The following is a 19743-nucleotide window of genomic DNA, read 5'->3' on the forward strand; positions in this document are numbered from 1 at the left end:
GGTGCGGCCGGTCCGGGCGGCGTTCTCCGCCGAATGCGGGCGGCTCAGCGAGATCCTGACCGAGCTGACCGACGATGATCTCGTCCGGCCCACCGACTGCCCTCCGTGGAACGTCCAGGACCTGATCGCGCACATCCGCACCGGGGTCGGCCGGCTGACCGACATGCTCGCCGCGCCGGCTCCGCCACGCGCCGAGGTGGACGCCGCCGGCTACTTCGGTACGGCGAAGTTCACCGCGGAGGTCGACGCCGACCGGATCGCCGGCGGCCAGCGGGAGGCGCTACGGGTGGGCCGGGCGGCGCTGGCGACCGAGTTCGACAGGGCATGGCGGGCCACCGAGGCGGCGATCGCCGCCGCGCCGCCCGACCGGGTGGTGCGAACCCGGCACGGCGACGCGATGCGCCTCGGCGAGTTCCTGCGGACCCGGGTCGTCGAGGTGGGTGTGCACGGGTTGGATCTGGCCGCCGCGCTGGGCCGGCCGCCATGGCTCACCCCACCGGCGGCCGTGGTCATCGGTGACCTGCTCACCGGCGGGCGACCGACACCGGCCGGGTTGAGTTGGGACCGGCTGACCCTGATCCGTAAGGCCACCGGCCGGGCGGTGCTGACCGCCCCGGAACGGACCGTGATCGACGCCGCCGGCTTCCGTTGGCTCGCCTTCGGCCGCTGACCCCGGCTCTTCGCGGGACCGCAGCCGTTCGGGGGCGCCGGTCCCTTGCGGCTGGCGCTGACCGATCAGGTCGCGGAACGTGGCGCGGGGACGTGCGGCGCGACACCGCGCAGGTGCGTCAGCACCACCGGGTCGATCCGCCCCGGCACCAGCCGCTCCTCCAGGTTCTCCAACCCGGCCCAGGAGACCAACGCCGCTTCCGTGCCGTCCTCGTGCACCGAATGGCCCAGCGCGCCGAGCAACGCCGCCACCTCGGCGGCCACCGCGCCGCTCAGGTCGAGCAGGGTCGCCGGGTCGGGCCGGCCGAACAGCATGGTGTGCACAGTGAGCAGGCGACCCAGCTCGGCGACCGGGTCCGGGTGGTCGTCCACGCGAAGGTCCACCACCACGTCGCTGGTGCCGCCGTACCCGCCGCCGCGCTCGACCACCAGCAGGCCGGCGCTCTGCCGGCCACGCCGGTCCCCGCCGGCCTCGTCGCCGGCCCGCAGCGCGGCGACCAGCCGCTCGGCGAACGGCAGCGCCGTTCCCGACTGCCAGGCCGCACCGAGGGCGTCGACGACCTCCGGGCCGGTGAGCACGTTGCCCTGTGCGGCCCAGCCGTCGCCGGTCCGCCCGCCGGCCCACGGATGGCAGGCCGGCCCGGTCCAGTTGGCGCCCGTTCCGCTGGCCCCCACGACGCCGAGCTGGCGGTGCTCCCGCTCGGGGTCGGCGGCGATCAGCCCGGCCACCACGTCGGCGGCGGCCACGCCGGTGCGCAGCAGGCTGAGGCCCTGCGGGCGGTAGGCGACGTTGACGTGCGCCTGGGTGGCCAGCGCGCCCACCTCGGCGGCGGCGGCCGGCACCAGCGCCCCAGCGGCGAGGAACTTGCTGGCGACGGCCACGCCGTGCAGGCGGCCGTCGGCGGAGCGGGCGACGAGCGAGAATGTCACCGGCCGAGAGTAACCGTCCACGCCGACGCGACAACGACGCGCGAGGCTCAGAACGGTGGCGCTGCGGCCTCCGGTGGGGCGCCGTGGGCGCGGCGGGCGTCGACCACCGCGACCGCGGCCAGCACCACCACCCCGACCGCGGTCGCGATCACACCGGGCAGGAACAGCAGCGGCACCGACGACGCCACCAGCACCGCGAGGGCGATCCACCGGGACGGGGAGACCCGCCCGAACACCTCGTACTCCAGGCGGGCCCGGCCGGCCAGGAACAGGGCCGGGCCCCCGAGCACCATGGCCAGCCACGGCCCAGGGATGCGCTCCAGCGGATGATTGATGATCAGCTCGTAGCCGATCGCGGTGGCGGCGAGACCGATCACCATCAGCAGGTGGGTGTCGGCCGCCGACCGGCCGATCGTGGCGGGGTGGCGGGCCTTCATCACCGCCTCGCCCAGGATCCGTCCGGCCCGCTGCACGTAGATGCGCCACAGCATGATCGAGGTGGCCAGCGCCAGCGCGAACGCCCATACGTGTCCTGCCTCGTACGGGCCCGCGCTGTACGCGAAACCGGCCACCAGGATCGTCTCGCCCAGCGCGACGAGGAAGAACTGCTGGTACCGCTCGGCCAGGTGTTCCCCGGCGATCTCCCACTTGGAGATCGTCGACCGACCCAGGCCGGGCACCGGCCAGCCACAGCGGGCGGCCAGGTACTCGAAGGCCAGCGCCGCCGACCAGAGCACCACCTGCGCGTTGGTGGGCAGCATCGCGCCACCGATCCAGAGCACCCCACTGACGGCGTAGATCACCGCCATGCGCACCTTCAACCGGCGGTACGGGTGCGCTCCCAGCGCGACCGACAGGATCAGTGGCCGGGTCAGCTGCGCGACGACGTACGCCACCGCGAACATCAGCGCGGTCTCGCTGAACGCCCGGGGGACCGCCACCCCCATCACCATGCTGCCCACCAACGCGGTGAGCACCACGGTCTGCAACGGCACCCGGTACGGGTCGTAGCGGCTGGTCGTCCACGCGGTGCCCTGCCAGACCGCCCAGAGCGCCAGCAGCAACAGCAGTGTCTTGCCGCCGCCGGTGACCGTCCCCCAACCGTGCTCCCGGCCCGGTTCCCGGGTCAGATCCTCGAACGCGCGCGCCGAGATCCGCGTGAGCGCGAAGACGTACACCAGGTCGAAGAAGAGTTCCAGGAACGTCGCCCGGCCGGGCGTGGCCGCCGCCGGGACCGGCTCCAGGTGTCCCGCCGCCCTGGAACCCATGGTCAGCGGCCTGCGCCGTCGGTCCGGTCCACCTCGAAGAGGTAGCACTTCCCGCCGGACCGCACGCCCGGAAACCGGCGATTCTGCCCAACCCGGGGATCTTGCTCGAGCCCCCGTCAACGGGCACGATCGATCGGTGACGAATCGATGGGGCATGACGGTGCCGCTGGGCGGGATCGCGCTTTCGCAGCACGACGCGGCCTACGCGGCCCTCGACCGGGCCGGGTTCACCGACGTCTGGTCGTCCGAGGTCGCCGGGACCGACGCGTTCACCCCGCTGGCGCTCGCCGCGGCCTGGCAGCCCGCGCTGCGGCTCGGCACCGCGATCACGCCGGTCTTCACCCGGGGCCCCGGGCTGCTGGCGATGAGCGCGGCAGCGCTGGCCGAGGCCGCGCCGGGCAGGTTCTCGCTCGGCATCGGCGCGTCCTCACCCGTGCTCGTCCGGGACTGGAACGCGGTGCCGTTCGACGAGCCGTTCCGCCGCACCCGCGACGTCCTGCGCTTCCTGCACGCCGCGCTGCGCGGCGAGACCGTCGACGAGGTCTACGACACGTTCGCCGTCCGCCGGTTCACGCTGGAACGACCGCCGGCGGTGCCGCCACCGATCCTGCTCGCCGCGCTGCGCCCGGGGATGCTCCGGCTCGCCGGGGCGGAGGCCGACGGGGTCATCCTCAACTGGCTCGGCGCCGACGACGTGCCGCGTGCCCTCGCCGAGTTGGGCGAGCGTCGCAACGGCTTCGAGGTCGCCGCCCGGATCTTCGTCTGCCCCACCGAGGACACCGCGTACGCGCGGGCGCTGGGCCGCCGGCTCATCACCAGCTACCTCACCGTCGGGGCGTACGCCGAGTTCCACCGCTGGCTCGGCCGCGACGAGACGCTCGCGCCCATGTGGGCGGCCTGGGCCGCCGGTGACCGGCGCGGCGCCAACGCGGCGGTGCCGGACGACGTGGTCGACGCCCTGGTGCTGCACGGCTCACCGGAGCGGTGCCGCGCCGAGGTGCGCCGCTACGCCGACAACGGTGTGGACGTGCCGATCCTCGCGCTGCTGCCCACCCCCGAGGTCACCGCCGGCGGCGCGACCGCGCTGCTCAGCCTCATCGCCCGGTTGGGCACCAACCTCGTGGAGGCGTCCGCGTGAACCTCACCGACCGGATCGTGGTGGTCACCGGCGGGGCCGGCGGCATCGGGGCGGCGCTGTCGCGCCGGTTCGCCGCCGAGGGGGCCGCCGCCGTGGTGGTCGCCGACCTGGACGCCGAGGCGGCACGCGCGGTGGCCGAGGGCATCGGCCCGGTCGCGCACGCCCGCGCCCTCGACGTCACCGACGAGGAGCAGGTCCGCGCGCTGGTCGCCGACACCGAGCAGCGGTACGGCCGGATCGACCTGTTCTGCGCCAACGCGGGGGTGACCACCGGCGGGGGAGTGGAGGTCGACGACGCCGGCTGGGACCGCGCCTGGCGGGTCAACGTGCTCGCCCACGTCTACTCGGCCCGCGCGGTGCTGCCCGGAATGCTCGCCCGCGGCGGTGGGCACCTGCTGCACACCTGCTCGGCGGCCGGTGTGCTGACCGCGGTGGGCGACGCCGCGTACACCGCGACGAAGCACGCCTCGGTGGGGTTCGCGGAGTGGCTGGCCATCACCTACCGGGACCGGGGCATCCGGGTCAGCGCGCTCTGCCCGCAGGGGGTGGACACCCCGATGCTCGCCGACGGGCTCGCCGACGGTCACCTGGGCGCCCGGGTGGTCGCCGCGTCCGGTGCGGTGCTCACCCCGGACCAGGTCGCCGACGCGGCCGTCGCCGGGCTGGCCGAGGAACGTTTCCTGATCCTGCCGCACCCGGAGGTCGCCGACTACGCGCGCCGCCGCGCCGAGGACCCGGACGGTTGGCAGGCCGGCATGCGCAAACTCATCCGCCGGCTGACCGCCTGACCCGCTACCGGACCGGAACACGCCCGACGGCCAGGAGATGGGCGCTCGAACTGATCAGCGCCGGCTCGCTGCTGTACAGCCGGGCGAGGTCCAACGCCCCGGCGAAGACCGCGTCCTGCGCCGGCCCGTTCGCCGCCGCCTCCGCTGCCGTCCAGGCCGGGCCCTCCACCCCGTGTACGACGACATCGGTCAGCCCCGCGGCCGCGCACTCGTCGGTGATCTCCTCAACCCGGTGGAAGTAAGCGTGGGTGAAACCGATTCGCGGATCGTTGACGCCGTCGCTGAGCAGTGCCCTGGCCTCGTCGAGCACTCTCTCGTCGAGTCGTCCGGTGGCCGCGAAGTCCAACGGGCCGGCGAAGCGGGAGATGACGGCGGCCACGACGAGACCGCCGGGGCGGGTGACCCGGGCCGCCTCGCGGAGAGCCTGTAACCGATCGGCACGGCGTACCAGGTGGTAGAGCGGGCCCAGGAGCAGCGCGGCGTCATACCCGTTGTCGGCGTCGGGAAGCGCACGCGCGTCGCCCACCTGTGACTCGACCGGAGGGTGCCCACTGGCGGCCTGCGCGACGTGACTCGGCACCAGGTCGACGAGGCGGACCTCATAGCCGGCCACGACGAGGGCCCGCGCGTACTCGCCGGTGCCGCCACCGATGTCCAGCACCCTGGCACCTGGACCGGGCAGGAGATCCCGCAGCAACTGCGTCGTGCGGATCCATTCCAGTCGCGCCTGCGGCCTGCCGGTGAGCCGCCGGTCCTCGCGGTAGCGCTGCGTGTAGTAGTCGACGATGTCGCTCGAATGCTGATCCACGCTCCGATGGTCACCGGTGCGCGGTGCGAGGGCCAACGGATTTCACCGCCGTGTGGCGGTCACTCCCGTGCTCCTGCTCATCGCGGGGAGCGGCGGGCGCGGCGCAGGGGAGACGGGTGGATGGACCAGAGCAGGCGGCGCCACCAGGGGCGGGCAGCGCGCAGGGTGGCCACGTAGGCGGTGGCCACGTCGGCGGCCCGGCCCGCCTGGTCGGGCGTTGCGGCGCCGGGGGCGAAGCCCACCTGATTCAGCAGGGCCGCCAACTCGTCGACCGCCGGGCTGGCCGCGTCTGGCGCGGCCGTGCCGCCGGCGGGCGCGACGGCGTCCGGGTCGGTCGCGTCGCCGCCGGTCGTGCCCGCGCGGGCGTCGGCGAGGGCCTGGCGGGCGTGCCCGGCGACCTCGGTGGCGGCCAGGTCGTCCCCGACCGGTTTCCCGGCCAGCCGGAGCGCGTCGGTGACCTCCCGCCAGGCGCCGGCGATGCGCTGGCCGGGGTCGCCCCGCACGAGTCGGCTGCGGGTGAGGGAGCGGCGCATCGCCAACAGGGTGAGCAGGAGCGCCCCCACCACCAGCAGCAGGCCGCCGCTGCCGCCGGCGACAAGCACCGGTGTGGACACCCCGTCCGGGCCGGGCGGGGCGTCGGCGGCGGCCACCGGCTCCGGCGAGGCGCTCGGCTCGGCTGTCGGTGCCGGCGCCTCCGACGGCGGCGGGTCCTCCGGCGTCGGGCGGAAATCCTCCTCCACGGGTCTCGGCTCGTCGTTCGGGCGGGGCAGCGGGTCGAACGACACCCAGCCCAGCCCGTCGAAGAGCACCTCCGGCCAGGCGTACGCGTCGCCGGCCAGCACCGGGCCCTGCCCGCTGGTCCGGAAGCCCACCACCACCCGCGTGGGCAGCCCGGAAAGCCGGCCGAGGACCGCGAAGGCCGCCGCGAACTGCTCCGAGGTGCCCTCCTGGCCGCCGCCGTTGCGGGGCCCGAACAGGAAGAAACCCAGATTCGGGTACGCGTGCCCGCTCGGCGCGTCGGCCACCACCCGGTAGTGCTCGGCCAGGAACTGCTCGATAGCCGACGCCCGTGCGAACGGCGCGCCGTTCTCCTCGGCGAGTTGGGTGGCCAGCCGGCGCATCGGGTCGGGCACCCCGTCCGCGACCCGCAGCACCCGGGCCACCTCGTCGCCGGCGGGCACGTTCGCGGTGGCCAACAGGTTGGAGTCCGGGCGTTCCTCGGCGGAGGTCACCGTGTACCGCAGCCCCGGTGTCAGCCCCTCCGGGCGGATCAGCGTGCCGCTCGCCGGGTCGTACGCCACCCGCGCCCCACTGACCTCCCGGGGCGTCGCCACGGCGGGCAGCAGTCGACCGCTCAACTCGGCCACGCTGATCTGCTGTCGGACCGTCTGCACCGTGCTGTCCCGGGCCGTAGTCGCGGCCGGCAGGATCCGACCGGCGTTGCGGTACGTCGCGCCGACCCGCCAGGTCACCCCGTCGTAGTCGCTGAGCACCGCCAACCGGATCCGTGTACTGCGCGCGGTCTCCGCCGCCGGGTCAGCCTCGGGCTGTGCGTCGGGGCGTTCCGTGCTCACGTCGAGGAGTTTCTGCTCCGGGTGCAGCGCCCAGCCGGAGATCCGGATCAACGGGTTCTCGTCGAGTGTCTGCACCTGCGGCGGCTCCACGTACCGGCGCGGGTCCACCGGCCGGCCGTCCACCTGCTCGGCGACGATCGGGCCGAGCAACGCCACCAACCCGACCACCAGCGCCACCCCGAGCGCCGCGCTGGTGGCCAACCGCAGCCGCACCGCCGCGCGTACCCGGGGGGTCAGTTCGGCGGTCGGATCGCCGCCGCCGGGCGCGGACCTGGTGGGGGTCGCCAGGCCGAGGGCCGCGACCGCGACGAACGCCAGCGTCGACCCGACTGCCGGCTCGGCGTTCGGGCCGACCACGTAGAGGGCGGCGGCGTAGAGCCCCGCCGCCGGCAGGTAACCCAGCAGCACCCGGCCGGTGCGCAGCGCCACCTCCGCGCCGGTCAGCCCGGCCAGCCACGCGGCGACGACAGGCACCAGCACCGTGTCCGGGGTGGGCTCCACCGGGATCATCGCGGTGAGCAGCCGGGGGATGCCGTTGCGGGCGGCGTCTGCGGTGACCTCCAGCAGGCCGCCGGGCAGCTCCGCGCGGGTGGCGGCCAGCCGCAGCGACCACAGTGTCCAACCGGCCATCGCGGCGACCGACACCGGTGCCACCAGCCAGGACGGCAGCCGCCGGGCGGCCACGCTGACCAGCACCGAACCCGCCGCCGCGCCGATGACCAGCCAGGTCAGCAGGCCACCGGCGTACACCCGGCCGAGCACCACCCCGGCGAGCGCCGTCAGCCCGATCAGCGCCAGCGGGAGGACCGCCGCCCGCAGCACCCGCACGGCGCCCGTCACCACCGGCGTACCCCGTCCCACTCGGCGGCGAACTGCGCGCCGTCCGCCGCGTCGACGACCACCAGCCCGGCGGTGCCCGGCGGTGTCGGCTCGGCCGCGCCGAACACCCCGACCACCACCGACGGGTACGCCCCGCGCAGCGCCCCGACGTGCCCCAGCTCGTCGCGGCCACCCGGCCCGGTCAGGAAGATCAGCGTGTCGCCGAGCCGGTCCTGCCGCAGCCGGGTGGTGGCCGCCCGCACCGCGTCACCATCGTCGGACAGCTCGGCGGCGGCGAGCCGGTCCAGCGGCCCGAGCGCACCGTCGGCCCCGCCATCGGGCGTGGTGACGTCGGCTGGCTCCGCCGGCCCCGCCAGCTTTGTCGGCTCCGCCGGCCCCGCCAGCTTTGTCGGCTCCGCCGGCCCCGCGGCGACCAACAGCAACAGCACAGGCACGTCGGCGCGGTGCGCGGCGGTGACGATCGACGCCGCCGCCTCACAGGCCGACTCGAACGACTCCGCCACCCCGCCGACCCGCTGCGGGTGCCCGGCGACGCGGTTGTCCAACAGGACGACCAGGCGCGGCATGCTGGTGTCCACGTTCTCCCGCACCATCAGCTCACCCACCCGGGCGCTGGTGCGCCAGTGCACCCGGCGCAACTCGTCGCCGACCACGTACTCCCGCAGCGAGTCGAACGTGATCGACCCGTGCGGGACCCCGTCCACCCGGCCGTCGAGGCTGCGCCCCGCACCTCTGGGCACCGCCGTCAGCGGATGAATCCGGGGGTGCACCCAGACCGGCACCGCCGCACCGTACGGGCGGGCCAGCGCCACCAACCCCAGTGGGTCGCGCCGGGTCACCCGCAGCGGACCGACCGGCACCACCCCGCGACGGTCGGTCGGCACGTCGTAGCGGACCTCGGTGTCCCGGCCGGGCCGCAGGCGCAACACCGGCACCGGCACGGTCCGCTCCCCGCACCGGTCCTCGGCCAGCAGGTTCGCCGACCGCAGCCGCCCGGTGTTGCGCACTGTCAACGTCATGCTCGCCGGCTCACCGCGCGCCACCCGGTCCGGGTCCGCGCGGCGGGTCACCACCAGCCGGGGCCGCCAGAGCGCGACCAGCGCCGCGTAGCCGACGGCCGTGCCGGCCGCCGCGCCGAGCAGCGTCAACTCGGGGTACGCGAACCGGAAACCCACAGCCAGCAGCACCACGGCGGCGACGAGCAGCCCGACCCCACGGGCGGTGATCCCCATCGCGCTGCTGCCGGTCAGCCCTGCACCGGAGCGGGTTGCCCCGACGGCAGCGGCACCGGCACCGACGCGACGGCCTGGCGCAACACCTCCGCGGGGGTCATCCCGCGCACCTGGGCGTCCGGGGTGAGCAGCAGCCGGTGCGCGAACACCGCCTCGACGAGCGCCTTCAGGTCCTCCGGCATGATCCAGCCCCGCCCGTCGATCAACGCGTACGCGCAGGCCGCGCGGGTCAACGCGATCACGCCCCGGGGGCTGACCCCGACGCGCACCTGCGGGTGGGTGCGGGTGGCTGCGGCCAACCGGACCGCGTACGCGTAGAGCGGCTCGGCGATGTGCACCCGGCGGGCCATCCGGACCATCTCGCCGACGGTGGCGGTGTCGGTGACCGGGGCGAGCGCCTCCGGGGACCGCACTGTCGCGCCGCGCAGCACCTCGACCTCGACCGCCTCGTCCGGGTACCCAACGGAGAGCTTCACCAGGAACCGGTCCAACTGCGCCTCGGGCAGCCGGTAGGTGCCGTCCATCTCCACCGGATTCTGCGTGGCCACCACCAGGAACGGCGACGGCACCGGATGCCGGACCCCGTCCACAGTGACCGTCCGTTCTTCCATCACCTCCAGCAACGCCGACTGGGTCTTCGGCGACGCCCGGTTGATCTCGTCGGCGATGACGATGTTGGCGAAGACCGGCCCCGGATGGAACTCGAAGTCCCGGGTCGCCTGGTTGAAGATCGTCACGCCGGACACGTCCGAGGGGAGCAGGTCGGGCGTGAACTGGATACGCCGCCACTCACCCTTCACCGTGGCGGCGATGGCCCGCGCCAGGGTCGTCTTACCGACCCCGGGCACGTCCTCCAGCAGCACATGACCCTGGGCGAAGAGCGCGGTCAGCGCCAGCCGCACCACCTGCGGCTTGCCGAGCACCACCGCGTTGACGTTCTCGGCCAGCCGGGCGGCCAGGGCGGCGAAACCCTGCACCTCCGGCTGGGTGAGCGGCTCGTGGGTGTTCACGGTCGGTGGTGCTCCTCGCCTGGTGTCCTCAGCAGGTGGGCAGGACGTTGATGGTGTCGCCGCCCTCCAGGTTGAGCCAGGCCCACGGGATGTAGTTCTTCCCGCTGAACTCGACCTGCACCCACCAGTTGCTCTGCTTCTGGTTGTTGTAGATCCACGAGTCGACGTTCTCGCCCGACTTCTTGCAGTACGCCTTCAGTCGGCTGCCCGGCTTCGCCCAGCCGGCCTGCTGGTCGTTGTCCTGCCGGGTGACCTTGAAGACCTCGTTGCCGTTACGGGCGCCGGGAATCTCCTTGTTGCAGTAGGTCCGCTGGTCGCCGTCCGGCCCGTTCTTACAGGTCGCGATTCCGTACAGCGACTGGGTGGCCTGGGCCTTCTTCGCGGTGCCCTTGCCGGCGGCGTTGCTCGCCGTCACCGTGAACGTGTAGTTGGTGCCCGGCGTCAGGCCCGTCATCGTGATGCTGGAGCACGCCCCGGCCTTCGCCGGCTCGCCCGCCGTGCTCAGCGCGCAGGTGGCCTGACCGCCGCCGGCGTCCACCGTGAACGTGACAGTCGCCCCGGTGACCGTCGACGACGAGCCGGTCACCGTGACCCGCGGCTCGGCCACCGTGCGGGCGGTGGCGGTGGCCTCCGGGCCCGGCCCCGCCTCGTTGACCGCCTTCACCTTGACCGTGACGTTCTGGCCATTGCCCAGCCCGGTGACTGTCGTGCGGGTGTCGGTCACCTCGCTGACCCGCCCACCGACGTCCACCAGGTACTTCGTCACCGGCCGACCGTTGGCCTCGGCCGGCGCCCACTGCACCGTCACCGCACCCGGCTGGTTGGCGACCGTGCCGGCACGCAGGTCGAGCGGCCGACCGGGCGCCGCGAAGGGCACCACCGTGTTGCTGACCGGGGACGCCGCCGACCCGGCGCCCTTGCTGTTGACCGCCACCACTGTGAACGCGTACTGGGTGCCGAACTCCAGCTCACCGGAGGGCACCACCAGCTCCGTCCTGGTTGACTCGCCGGCCGGCGCGTTCGTCCCCGCCGAGCTGGCCGTCACCGCGTACCTCGCGATGGTGTTGCCCTGCCCGTTCGCCGCCGGCCACTTGACGAGGACCGTGCCGTCGGGCCGTTCCTGCGCGGTGACGCTCGCCGGCGGGTCGGGCACCGCGGCGGTCGGCGTCACCGGGTTGCTGTTGCGCGGCGGGCCGTCGCCCTTGGCGTTGACGGCGTGCACCGCGAACCGGTACGTCTCGCCGTTGGTCAGACCCTTGACCTCCACCGCACGCTGGTTGGCGCCCACCTCCAGACGTTGGCCGGCGCCCTCCACCACGTACTTGATGATCTCGGCGCCGTTGGCGGCGGCCGGCCGCCAACTCACCCGCGCCTGGGCGTTGCCGGCGGCGGCGGTGACACTGCGCGGCGCGCTCGGCTTGCCCACCCGCGGCTTCTTCGGCGGAGGCGGCGGCGGGGGAACCGGCGGCGGGTCACCACCGAGCACGTCGTTGGCGTACTTGTTGACCTCGCGCACCTGGTGCTTGTCGTCCACCACCCGGGCGGTCGCCGAGTCGGGGGAGTTGATGAACAGGTGATTCTCCCGGACCTCCAACTCCAGCGGCCCGTTGGCCCGCCCACGAATGGTCTCGACCAGCTGACCGGCCGCGTCGAAGGAGTAGATGGTGCCGGTGGCCTCGTCGGCGCAGTAGAACCGGTTCGCCCAGGCCACCGCCGGGCTGAGCCGGTCCCCCTCACCCGGCACGGTGAACGCGTTCTCCTGCCCACCGTCACCCACCAGCAGCACCCGCCGCTCGGCGGTCACCGTGACCGGCACCCGTGGCCCGCTGGTGCGCGCGGGCAGCGCCGCCGGGCCGGACAGCGTCAGCGGCGTCGGGTGAACCTCGCCGTGCTGCACCCGCACCAGCTTCCCGGCCGTGCGGTCGAGCACCGCCACCCCGTCGTCCAGGGTGGAGACCACCAGCTCGTGGCTGGCGTCGGCGACGTCGTACGACTCGACGCGCTGCGGGCTGAGCCCGGCGCCCGCCGGAGCGGCCGACGCCGGCGCGGACGGCAGCTTGGCGGCGGTGATCGCCGAGACGGTGCCCTCGCTGGGCACCGCGATCCAGAGTCGACCCTTACCGTCGAAGGTGCCGCCGGTGATGCCCGGCGGATAGCGCACCGGCTCACCGACCGGGGTCAGCGATCGCGGGTCGAGCTGCCGGACGATGCCCTGCACGGCGTCGACGACGAACGCCGCGTCCTCGTGCAGGGCGACACTCACACCCAGACCAGGAGTGGTCCGAGTGGTCGCGCTGAGCTGGAGGGTGGCCAGGTCCAGGGAGCTGACCTGCCCGGTCTGCAGGTCACGCAGGAGCAGCAACCTGTCGGTCTGGGTGATCTGCATCGGATGCTGCCGGGCACCGGGGATCTCGGTGCGAGTGTCCACCCGGGCGGTGACCCCGTTGACCCGGGCCAGCTCGCTGCGCGCCGCGCTCCACAACCAGGAACTCGCGTCGTAGTTGGCCACCGCGTTGTCCGCCGCGCCCAACCCGAGGACGGTAAGCCCCATGGCGGCCAGCAGCGCGGCCACCGTGCCCACGGTCACCAGCCCGCCGCGCAGCCGGGACCGGGAGCGGGGGGCCTCGGTCCGTACGGCGTCGTCGATGCTGGCCACAGCCGGCTGCCTCCCCTGAGTCGTGGCAGGTGGCGCGCCTCGCGGCGACCCCTCCCCTGAGCCGGGTGCCATCATATGGCGCTGGTGATGGCGGGGGAACCCGCAGTGTCACCCCTGTGGATACCGAGCGTGTGCGTTGTGGACGTCCAGCTCAGCCCGCTGTCTGCTCGACTCGGCGCGGTTCCGGCGCGGTTTCCGCGCGACTCAGCGCGGCGACGGTCGGCCCGAGGGTGCCCCGCTCGGCGTGGCTTTGCGCTCGCGCGCGGTGCAGACCTGTCCCGAAGTCGCAAAGCTGTCAGTGGAGTAGACCGCCAACACGGTGAAACAGTGATCCACTCGGGAGTTCAACCCGTTGATCGTGTAACTGGTCCGGCCCGGGTCCACGGTGGCGATCACGCCCAGGGCCTGCCCGGCTCGGCCGGCGGCGACCATGAACGGCACCGCACCGCCGGTCGGATCCGTCCACGTCAACGTGATCGTGGTCGAATCGTCGCGCAGCTTCAGGTCACCCGGCGCGGGCCCGGCCGCCGTCGGTGCCGGCGCCGCGGCCGTCGGCGCGGTCCCCGTCGGCGGCGGGTCGTCGCGGGTCAGCACCACCGCGCCCAGGCCCGCCACCGCCACGACGGCAACCCCGGCCGCCACGACCGCGCCGATCAGCGCCGCCCGGTTGCGGCCCGTCGACCCACCGTCATCGGCGTACGCCGGCCGGTGCGCGTCCGGCGCCGGGTGGTACTGGTGACCCGGGTACGGCGCCTGGTGCTGGCCCTGGGTCGGGTACGGCGGCTGGGGCGGCTGGTGGTGGTACTGCTGGACCGGTGGCGGTGCGGCTGGCGGTGCCGGGTCGGTGCCGACCCCCGGTGACCAGGCCGGCTGCGCAACGGGGTTGGGCTGCCCGGCGAAGGGGCTTGCCTGAGTGATGCTCGGGTATGCCTGGGCGGTCGTGGGGTTGGCCTGCGCGGCGGTGGGGTTGGCCTGCGCGGCGGTGGGGTTGGCCTGCGCTGCGGTGGAGGCGGGCTGGGCGGCGGTGGGCCAGCCCGGACTGGTCTCAACCCCGGCCGGGCCGACATGCGACGGCACGGGCCGGAGCACCACGGTCTGGTCGGACAGCGCGTCACGGCCCTGCCGGGTCGGCGCCACCGGGGCGTCGAGGATGCCCAGCCCGGAGTCACCGTCGGCACCGCCGCCCGCGTCCATCGTGGTCTGCCCAGCGGTCGTTGTGCCCGTAGCGGTCACGTCCTGCGCAGCCGTCGCGGTCTGCGTGGGCATCGTGGCCTGCGTAGGCGTCGTGGTCTGGGCGGTGGGGTCGGCACCTGGAGTGGCCAGGGGCTGCGGTGGGGCGCTGCTGCTCCAGGGCGGTGCGGTCAACCCCCAGGGCGGTACGGGCGGTGCGCTCACCGGAGGCGCGGAGACGGGTGGTCCGTACGGCGGCGCTGAGACGGGCGACCCGAAATCGGGCGGTGCGGAAACCGGGTAGGTGTGCCCGGGTGGCGTGGAAACGGATTGGCCGTAGCCGGGTGGTGCGGACACCGGGTATGGCTGGGCCGGTGGTCCGGAGACCGGGTACGAATGGCTGGGGGGCGCGGAAATCGGATGCGGGGTCACCGGCGGTGCGCTGATGGGCTGGGCCGGTGGTCCGCTCATCGGGTACGCCGGCCCTGGGTGGTCGACGGTCGGGGAGGGCCTGCCCGGTGATGTCGGCTCAACGACGGACACCTTGTGCGATTCGCGCGGCGTGCTCGGCCTGCTTTGCGCGGTTGGCCGGGCGGCGGCTCGGGCGGCCTCTTCGGCGAGCAGCGGCTCGATCTGCCGTACCCGGATCGTGGGGTCGTCCCAGCGAGGTGCCGGCAGCGCCGGTGTTGCCGGCGGGGCGGTCGGGGCCGAGGCGGTTGGAGTCGACGGCTGGGGTGGCATGTCGACCACCGGCGGGGTGGCCTGGCCGCCCACCCGCTGACGTGGTGCCACGGCTGGCCCGGACGGCGGTCGGCGTGGTGGCTGCTGCGCGGCCGTCGTCGTTGGCGGGCCCTCAGCCTTCGGCCGCGGCGTCGGGTGCGCGGCCGTCGTTGTCTGCGGACCCTCGGCGCTCGGCCGGGGCATCGGGCCGACCGCTGGCCGGGACGGCCCGGACGGTTGCCCGTCGGGGCGCTGGCCGGGCGGCGTCGCGGGCTCGGGCTGCAGCTGGTCGAGGCCCGGGCGCGTTGGTCCGGGTGGTTGCTCGCTGGCGCGTTGACGGGGTGGCATCGCGTTCGCCAGCGGTGGCGCTTCGGCGCGCGGGGGCGGCGGCGTCGCAGGTCTGGGTGCGGCCGTCGACGGGCCCGACTGCGCCGGCGCGACCGAGGAAGCTGCCGGCTGAACGGGCGTCGCCCGAGGGGCGGGAACCGGTGCCGCGGTGGCGTTGCCGGGTGACGTGGGTGTCGCTGGTGCGCGTACCGCTGGAGGGGTTGGTTGGGGTGTGGCCGGCGGTTGCGGCGGCGCCCAGGGTGAGACGGCGGGCGGCGGGCCACCGGCGGAGGGCCGCATCGCGGCGAGGGTCGCCAGCGACAGGGTCGGGCCGGACAGCGCCGACCGGGCACCCGGGTCGGTGACCGGGGCCGGACCGGTCGTCGGCGCGCGGTGCTGCTCGCCTGGCGTCGACGCGGGTGGGCCGAGGTAGTCGCGGGCTGCGCGTACCGCCGGGTGGTTCTCACCGAGCGCGGCGGGCCCGGCGGTGGCAACCCGGGTGTAGTTGCGGCGGGCCTCGTGCCGGTTGCCCAGTTCCTCCGCCACCTCGGCAAGCTCGAAGGCGAGCGCGAGCATCAGTGGGTCGGAATGCTCCCAGCGCCGCTCGCCCGCCGCGAACGCCTCCTCCAACACCCGGCGAGCGGCGAGCGGGTCGTCCCCCTCCCGGTGCAGCCGCGCCAGCAGATGCGCGGTGTGCAGCACCTCGGGATGGTCGTCACCGTACGGCGGGGGAGCGGATTCGACGGCCTCCGCGAGCAGTTGCCGGGCGGCGCTGAGGTCGCCCGCGGCGCGCAGGGCGAGGGCTCGGTGCTGGGCGGCTGCCAAGGGGGAGGGATGGGACACGTGGCAATGCTGCCGTCAGATGGCCGCCGGACGCTACCCGGACACGCTCCGACGGTGTGTCGGGGCGGCCGTTTGGGGCGGCCTGAGCAGCGGCGCAAGCGCCGGGACAGAGGCGCCGGAAGGCGATGTGCATGATCCACGAGCGGCGTGTACAGTAACTCCCCGTGCGGCCCGCCGTGCCGACCACCGGATCGAAAGATCATCTGGTCGGCGAGGTAGGCTGAACGTGTAGGTCCGGGTGGCGGAATGGCAGACGCGCTAGCTTGAGGTGCTAGTACCCGTATAGGGTGTGGGGGTTCAAGTCCCCCCTCGGACACCAAATTTCGTGGAAAATCACGATAAATAGGACAGGCTGGCTGTCCTATTTGGGATTACTTAGAACCAAATGTGGTAAATCTCGGGAGCGGCTGCCCCGCTATGATTGGCCGCATCTGTCCAATTCGGTGACAGGAAATGGCGTCTCTTCGGCGCGCAGACGTCGCAGATTTACGGTGGTGAGCATGCCGGAGCTGCGGCTCACCGTCGGTACGGGTCGATGATTTCCTTTGGGCGCAGCGCGGGGGCTGCGAGGTCGCGCAGTATCGGCGAGGTGAGGTAGAACCTGCCTCGGGTTTCGCCGTGCTGTTCGAGCATGCCTGCCCGGACGAGGGCGCGAAGGTCACGGGTTGCTTGGTCGTCGGTGAGGCTCTCATCGCGCTGATAGACAGTGCGGCGCACTCGACCGCCGGTGGCGGCCAGGTAGAGGGCGCTGACCACCCGCTCGGGTAGGCCTGCGCGTCGGACCCAGGTGTCGAGCAGTTCCCAGAGCTGCGCGGCCTGATCGAGGCGTTGTCGGACCAGTTGGGCTTGTTGGTGATGAGCGCTTAGGCAGAATCGGACCCACCTGCTGGTGTCGTTGTCAGGCTGCCAGGTCGGACCGCCCACCTCGCCGAGCGCGTCGTAGTAGGCGTAGGTGTTCCGACCGACGCCGAGCCACTCCTCAATGGAGGAGAACTCCGGGGCGAGGACACCATCGCGGGCGAGCACGAGGGTGTGTAGACAGCGCGACATCCGACCATTCCCGTCCCGCCAGGGATGGATCTTGACCAGGTTCAGTTGAGCCATGGAGGCCTGCACGAGCACCTCTTCGACCTTGTCCAAGGCGATTGACGGGGGCCGGCCAGGACGCTGCTCATCGATCAACCCGTCGAGGCGTTCGACCACGAACCGACGCCGCCATTTACCCACTGTGGACAGATGAACATCCAGAGCCGCTGCCACATCAGTGTTCGAAGCGCCTTCGGCGCACGCCAGAATGATCCGGGACCGCATCGCGAGAACCTGCGAAGACTTCGCCCGACGCGACCAGCGGATCAGCGTCGCGCGTTCCTCGTCGGTCAACACCAGCGGTGCGGTAGGGCGCCCGGTCCGTGCCATCACCGCACCCTGCACCAACTTATCAGGCGAATTTCCGGCGCAGGACACTAGTGCGCTGACCAAGAACGTTTACCTTGGTGAGTGGGGCGTTGGTATTAGCTAGTCCTCCTTGAAGGCGGCGCACAGCGTGTCGCGGTGCGCCCGTATGTAGCGGATGTCCGCCTCGTACAGATCGGTGTGCCCTTCCGCAATGTGCTGCTGGAACGCTTCGTTGCCCTGGCCGGCCTGATCCCGCATGAAGTCGATAAGCGCCTGCAGCCGGTCCGGGACGACGTCGACGACCTCGACTCCCACTTCCGGCCCGTACGTACGGCAGAATTCTGCGACCCGGCGCCCCTGCTCCTGCGGTGTGCCGAAGCTCTCCGGGTTTTCCGGCCCCTGCAATGGCGCGACCGGTAGACGGCGTAGGCGACGTCCCAGACGCGCGGCCCGGGGTGGGCCGCGTCGAAGTCGATGAAACCGACTGCCAGGCCGTCCTTGACGACACTGTTGTACTGGGCGGCGTCACCGTGGCACATGACCTCGGCCGGCTGTCGGACAGGGAAGAGCCAGGGGTCGTCGGGGCGCGGCTGGAACGTGACGCTCGCGTCGTGAAGACCGCGCAACAGTGCGGCCGCGGTGGCGAGGAACTCGGGCGTACGCAGCTCAGGCGTTAGCACGTCGGGCACCTCGCCGTCGAGGAACGTGAGTATCTCGTTGCCCTCGCTGTCGAAGCCACGTGGCTCCGGCGCGCCGTGGAATCCGTGGTCGTGGAGGTGCCGCAGGAGCCGGTGGATCGCCGGCGCCGCCGGTGACGCCGGCCGGTGGACGACGTCACCATAGCGGCGCACGACGTTCACTCCGCCACGGAGTTCCTGCTGTTCAGTCATGCGCTGCTCGCTTTCCACAGGACCGGAGTCCGGCTGTCGCCGACCGTTTCTAGAGGCAACACCGTTCGGTTAAGTGAACTGGTGGCCTGCGGGCGCGGTGGTGCCGACCTGTCGCGGCATGGCTAGGTCTATGAACGTCAACGGTTCTGAGCGTCAGGCAGCCTTGGCCCGTGGTCGGCCCCAGCGTTGCCGGCGTTCACTGCGGATGCGGGCTCGTTCCCGCCGTTGCGCGGCGAGGACGTCGGGGTGGCGGGCGTTGACGTTGCGCCAACGCAGGTACTGCTGCAGCTCACGGGCCATGACGGTGTGGTTAGGGTAGTTGGAGTTAGCCAGGGTGAACGCGCGTAGCGGCCCGAACTGGGCCTCGATCGGGTTGGCCCAGGACGCCTGGGTGGGGGTGAAGCAGAGCTCAACTTCGTTGCGGGCAGCCCACGCCCGGATCGCTGGGGTCTTGTTCGCCGACAGGTTGTCGAGGATCACGTAGATCGGGGCGCCGTCCGGGCGGGCGGCGCGGATCGACTTGAGCGCGGTCAGAGTGTGGTCGCCGCCTTTGCGCCAGCGCATCACGCCCCAGAGCTGGTCATCGCCGAGGCTGTAGCAGCCGTGGAAGTAGCGGATGCCATGCGTACGCGTGTAGGTCGCCGGCAGCCGGTTCGGTCTGCCGGCCGGCGCCCACCCGACGCCGTGTTGCGGGCGGATCGACAGCGGCCCGAACTGGTCGAAGGCGAAACACCGATCCGGGAACCGGTGGGTCACCTCCTCGATGCGGTCGAGCTTGGCGTCTTTGTCCGGGTCGCGGGATTCCTTCCACGTGCGGGTGCGCTGGAAGGACACGTCGTGACGGCGCAGGATCTGTCGCAGTCGTTCTCGACCGATGGTCACTCGCCTGACCCGGTTGGTGGCCAGGTAGTCAGCGAGCTTGCGGATACTCCAATGCGTGAAGGGGCGACCCAGACTCTTCGGCCGGGTCGTGGCCGTCGCGACGATGAATCGCTGGTCATCATCAGTGATCAGGCGGGGACGGCCTCCCGCCCACTGAGGGTCCACCGCGCGTAGTCCGATCTCGTTGAACCGGTGGACCACGTCCCGGACGGTGTCCTCGTGCGCGGCGACCAGTCGGGCGATCGCCGGCACCGGGGTACCCGACGCCGACGCCATGATGATCAACGCCCGGCGAACCCGGATCGACTCGTGCTTGCCCCGCCGCACGAGCTGCTGCAGCCCGCGGCCCTCCTCATCGCTCAACCGCCGCGCCCTCACCGGCTCGGCCATCCCACACCTCACTTCCGATAGCGATCACGATTGCCATCGAGCCTGAGACCCATCCGACCCGATTCCATGCACCCCGCCCGGAGTGTCATCAACACGGTGAACGTTCTTGGTCAGCGCACTAGCCGGGATGGGGCACGAATTCACCGGGGCCATCCCTGCGGCATCCTCGTTAATGCAGCTCAGAATTGCCCGCCGTCAGGACTTGCCGGCGTC

14 protein-coding genes, 1 tRNA gene and 1 pseudogene are annotated in these 19743 nt (G+C 72.9%); 4 read left to right on the forward strand and 12 right to left on the reverse strand.

Annotation, left to right across the window (positions count from 1 at the left end):
- The first annotated feature begins 1 nt into the window (after position 1).
- On the forward strand, positions 2-670 hold the full coding sequence (locus IW248_RS03540; protein ID WP_307787686.1) for a maleylpyruvate isomerase N-terminal domain-containing protein: 669 nt from the start codon (positions 2-4) through the stop codon (positions 668-670).
- A gap of 65 nt (positions 671-735) precedes the next feature.
- On the opposite strand, the gene IW248_RS03545 is transcribed toward IW248_RS03540, so the two are convergent.
- A complete protein-coding gene (locus IW248_RS03545) occupies positions 736-1599 on the reverse strand; it encodes a DUF1028 domain-containing protein (RefSeq protein WP_196925622.1) in 864 nt (287 codons plus the stop codon).
- A gap of 47 nt (positions 1600-1646) precedes the next feature.
- Positions 1647-2867, reverse strand: a complete 1221-nt coding sequence (locus IW248_RS03550; RefSeq protein ID WP_196925623.1) for a low temperature requirement protein A — start codon at positions 2865-2867, stop codon at positions 1647-1649.
- A gap of 154 nt (positions 2868-3021) precedes the next feature.
- Here IW248_RS03550 and IW248_RS03555 point away from each other — a divergent pair, with 154 nt between their 5' ends.
- On the forward strand, positions 3022-4005 hold the full coding sequence (locus IW248_RS03555; RefSeq protein WP_196930026.1) for an LLM class F420-dependent oxidoreductase: 984 nt from the start codon (positions 3022-3024) through the stop codon (positions 4003-4005).
- Positions 4002-4793, forward strand: a complete 792-nt coding sequence (locus IW248_RS03560; RefSeq protein WP_196925624.1) for an SDR family oxidoreductase — start codon at positions 4002-4004, stop codon at positions 4791-4793. Before IW248_RS03555 ends, IW248_RS03560 begins: the two co-directional genes overlap by 4 nt.
- A gap of 4 nt (positions 4794-4797) precedes the next feature.
- Here the strand turns inward: IW248_RS03560 and IW248_RS03565 are convergent, their stop codons facing one another.
- The 6 genes from IW248_RS03565 to IW248_RS33840 form a co-directional block, all read right to left on the reverse strand.
- Positions 4798-5601 carry a class I SAM-dependent methyltransferase gene (locus IW248_RS03565; protein ID WP_196925625.1) on the reverse strand — a complete coding sequence of 268 codons (804 nt, stop codon included), beginning with the start codon at positions 5599-5601 and terminating at the stop codon, positions 4798-4800.
- A gap of 77 nt (positions 5602-5678) precedes the next feature.
- A complete protein-coding gene (locus IW248_RS03570; protein ID WP_372431792.1) occupies positions 5679-8015 on the reverse strand; it encodes a transglutaminaseTgpA domain-containing protein in 2337 nt (778 codons plus the stop codon).
- Positions 8012-9247, reverse strand: coding sequence for a DUF58 domain-containing protein (locus tag IW248_RS03575; RefSeq protein ID WP_196925627.1), 1236 nt, complete (start codon positions 9245-9247; stop codon positions 8012-8014). The genes IW248_RS03570 and IW248_RS03575 overlap by 4 nt, the downstream gene beginning before the upstream one ends.
- A 14-nt stretch (positions 9248-9261) precedes the next feature.
- Positions 9262-10257, reverse strand: coding sequence for an AAA family ATPase (locus IW248_RS03580; RefSeq protein ID WP_112583044.1), 996 nt, complete (start codon positions 10255-10257; stop codon positions 9262-9264).
- Positions 10258-10285: 28 nt separating this feature from the next.
- The gene (locus IW248_RS03585) at positions 10286-12913 is read right to left on the reverse strand and encodes a fibronectin type III domain-containing protein (protein ID WP_307787688.1); all 2628 of its coding nucleotides are present in this window, start codon (positions 12911-12913) and stop codon (positions 10286-10288) included.
- 204 nt (positions 12914-13117) lie between these two features.
- On the reverse strand, positions 13118-15973 hold the full coding sequence (locus IW248_RS33840) for a tetratricopeptide repeat protein (RefSeq protein ID WP_372431795.1): 2856 nt from the start codon (positions 15971-15973) through the stop codon (positions 13118-13120).
- Positions 15974-16205: 232 nt separating this feature from the next.
- Between IW248_RS33840 and IW248_RS03595 the strand changes: the two genes are divergently transcribed.
- A tRNA-Leu gene (locus IW248_RS03595) sits at positions 16206-16292 on the forward strand.
- A 197-nt stretch (positions 16293-16489) separates the two neighbouring features.
- On the opposite strand, the gene IW248_RS03600 is transcribed toward IW248_RS03595, so the two are convergent.
- The 4 genes and pseudogenes from IW248_RS03600 to IW248_RS03610 form a co-directional block, all read right to left on the reverse strand.
- Positions 16490-17356: a helix-turn-helix domain-containing protein gene (locus IW248_RS03600; protein ID WP_307788359.1), complete on the reverse strand. Its 867-nt coding sequence runs from the start codon at positions 17354-17356 to the stop codon at positions 16490-16492.
- Between the two features lie 132 nt (positions 17357-17488).
- Positions 17489-17683 (reverse strand): hypothetical protein, encoded by a 195-nt coding sequence (locus tag IW248_RS33620; protein WP_307788415.1) that lies wholly within the window; start codon positions 17681-17683, stop codon positions 17489-17491.
- A gap of 140 nt (positions 17684-17823) precedes the next feature.
- Positions 17824-18258: pseudogene (locus IW248_RS33625) on the reverse strand (phosphotransferase); the annotation flags it as partial.
- Between the two features lie 153 nt (positions 18259-18411).
- Positions 18412-19530 carry an IS630 family transposase gene (locus IW248_RS03610; protein WP_196925629.1) on the reverse strand — a complete coding sequence of 373 codons (1119 nt, stop codon included), beginning with the start codon at positions 19528-19530 and terminating at the stop codon, positions 18412-18414.
- Positions 19531-19743 lie beyond the last annotated feature (213 nt).

It is taken from the genome of Micromonospora ureilytica (assembly GCF_015751765.1).
In the GTDB taxonomy this organism is placed as follows: Bacteria; Actinomycetota; Actinomycetes; order Mycobacteriales; family Micromonosporaceae; genus Micromonospora; species Micromonospora ureilytica.

Coding starts and splice junctions, on each gene's coding strand:
- IW248_RS03550 (WP_196925623.1), bottom strand. CDS start 2,867: ATGGGTTCCAGGGCGGCGGGACACCTGGAGCCGGTCCCGGCGGCGGCC.
- IW248_RS03610 (WP_196925629.1), bottom strand. CDS start 19,530: ATGGCCGAGCCGGTGAGGGCGCGGCGGTTGAGCGATGAGGAGGGCCGC.
- IW248_RS03575 (WP_196925627.1), bottom strand. CDS start 9,247: ATGGGGATCACCGCCCGTGGGGTCGGGCTGCTCGTCGCCGCCGTGGTG.
- IW248_RS03555 (WP_196930026.1), top strand. CDS start 3,022: ATGACGGTGCCGCTGGGCGGGATCGCGCTTTCGCAGCACGACGCGGCC.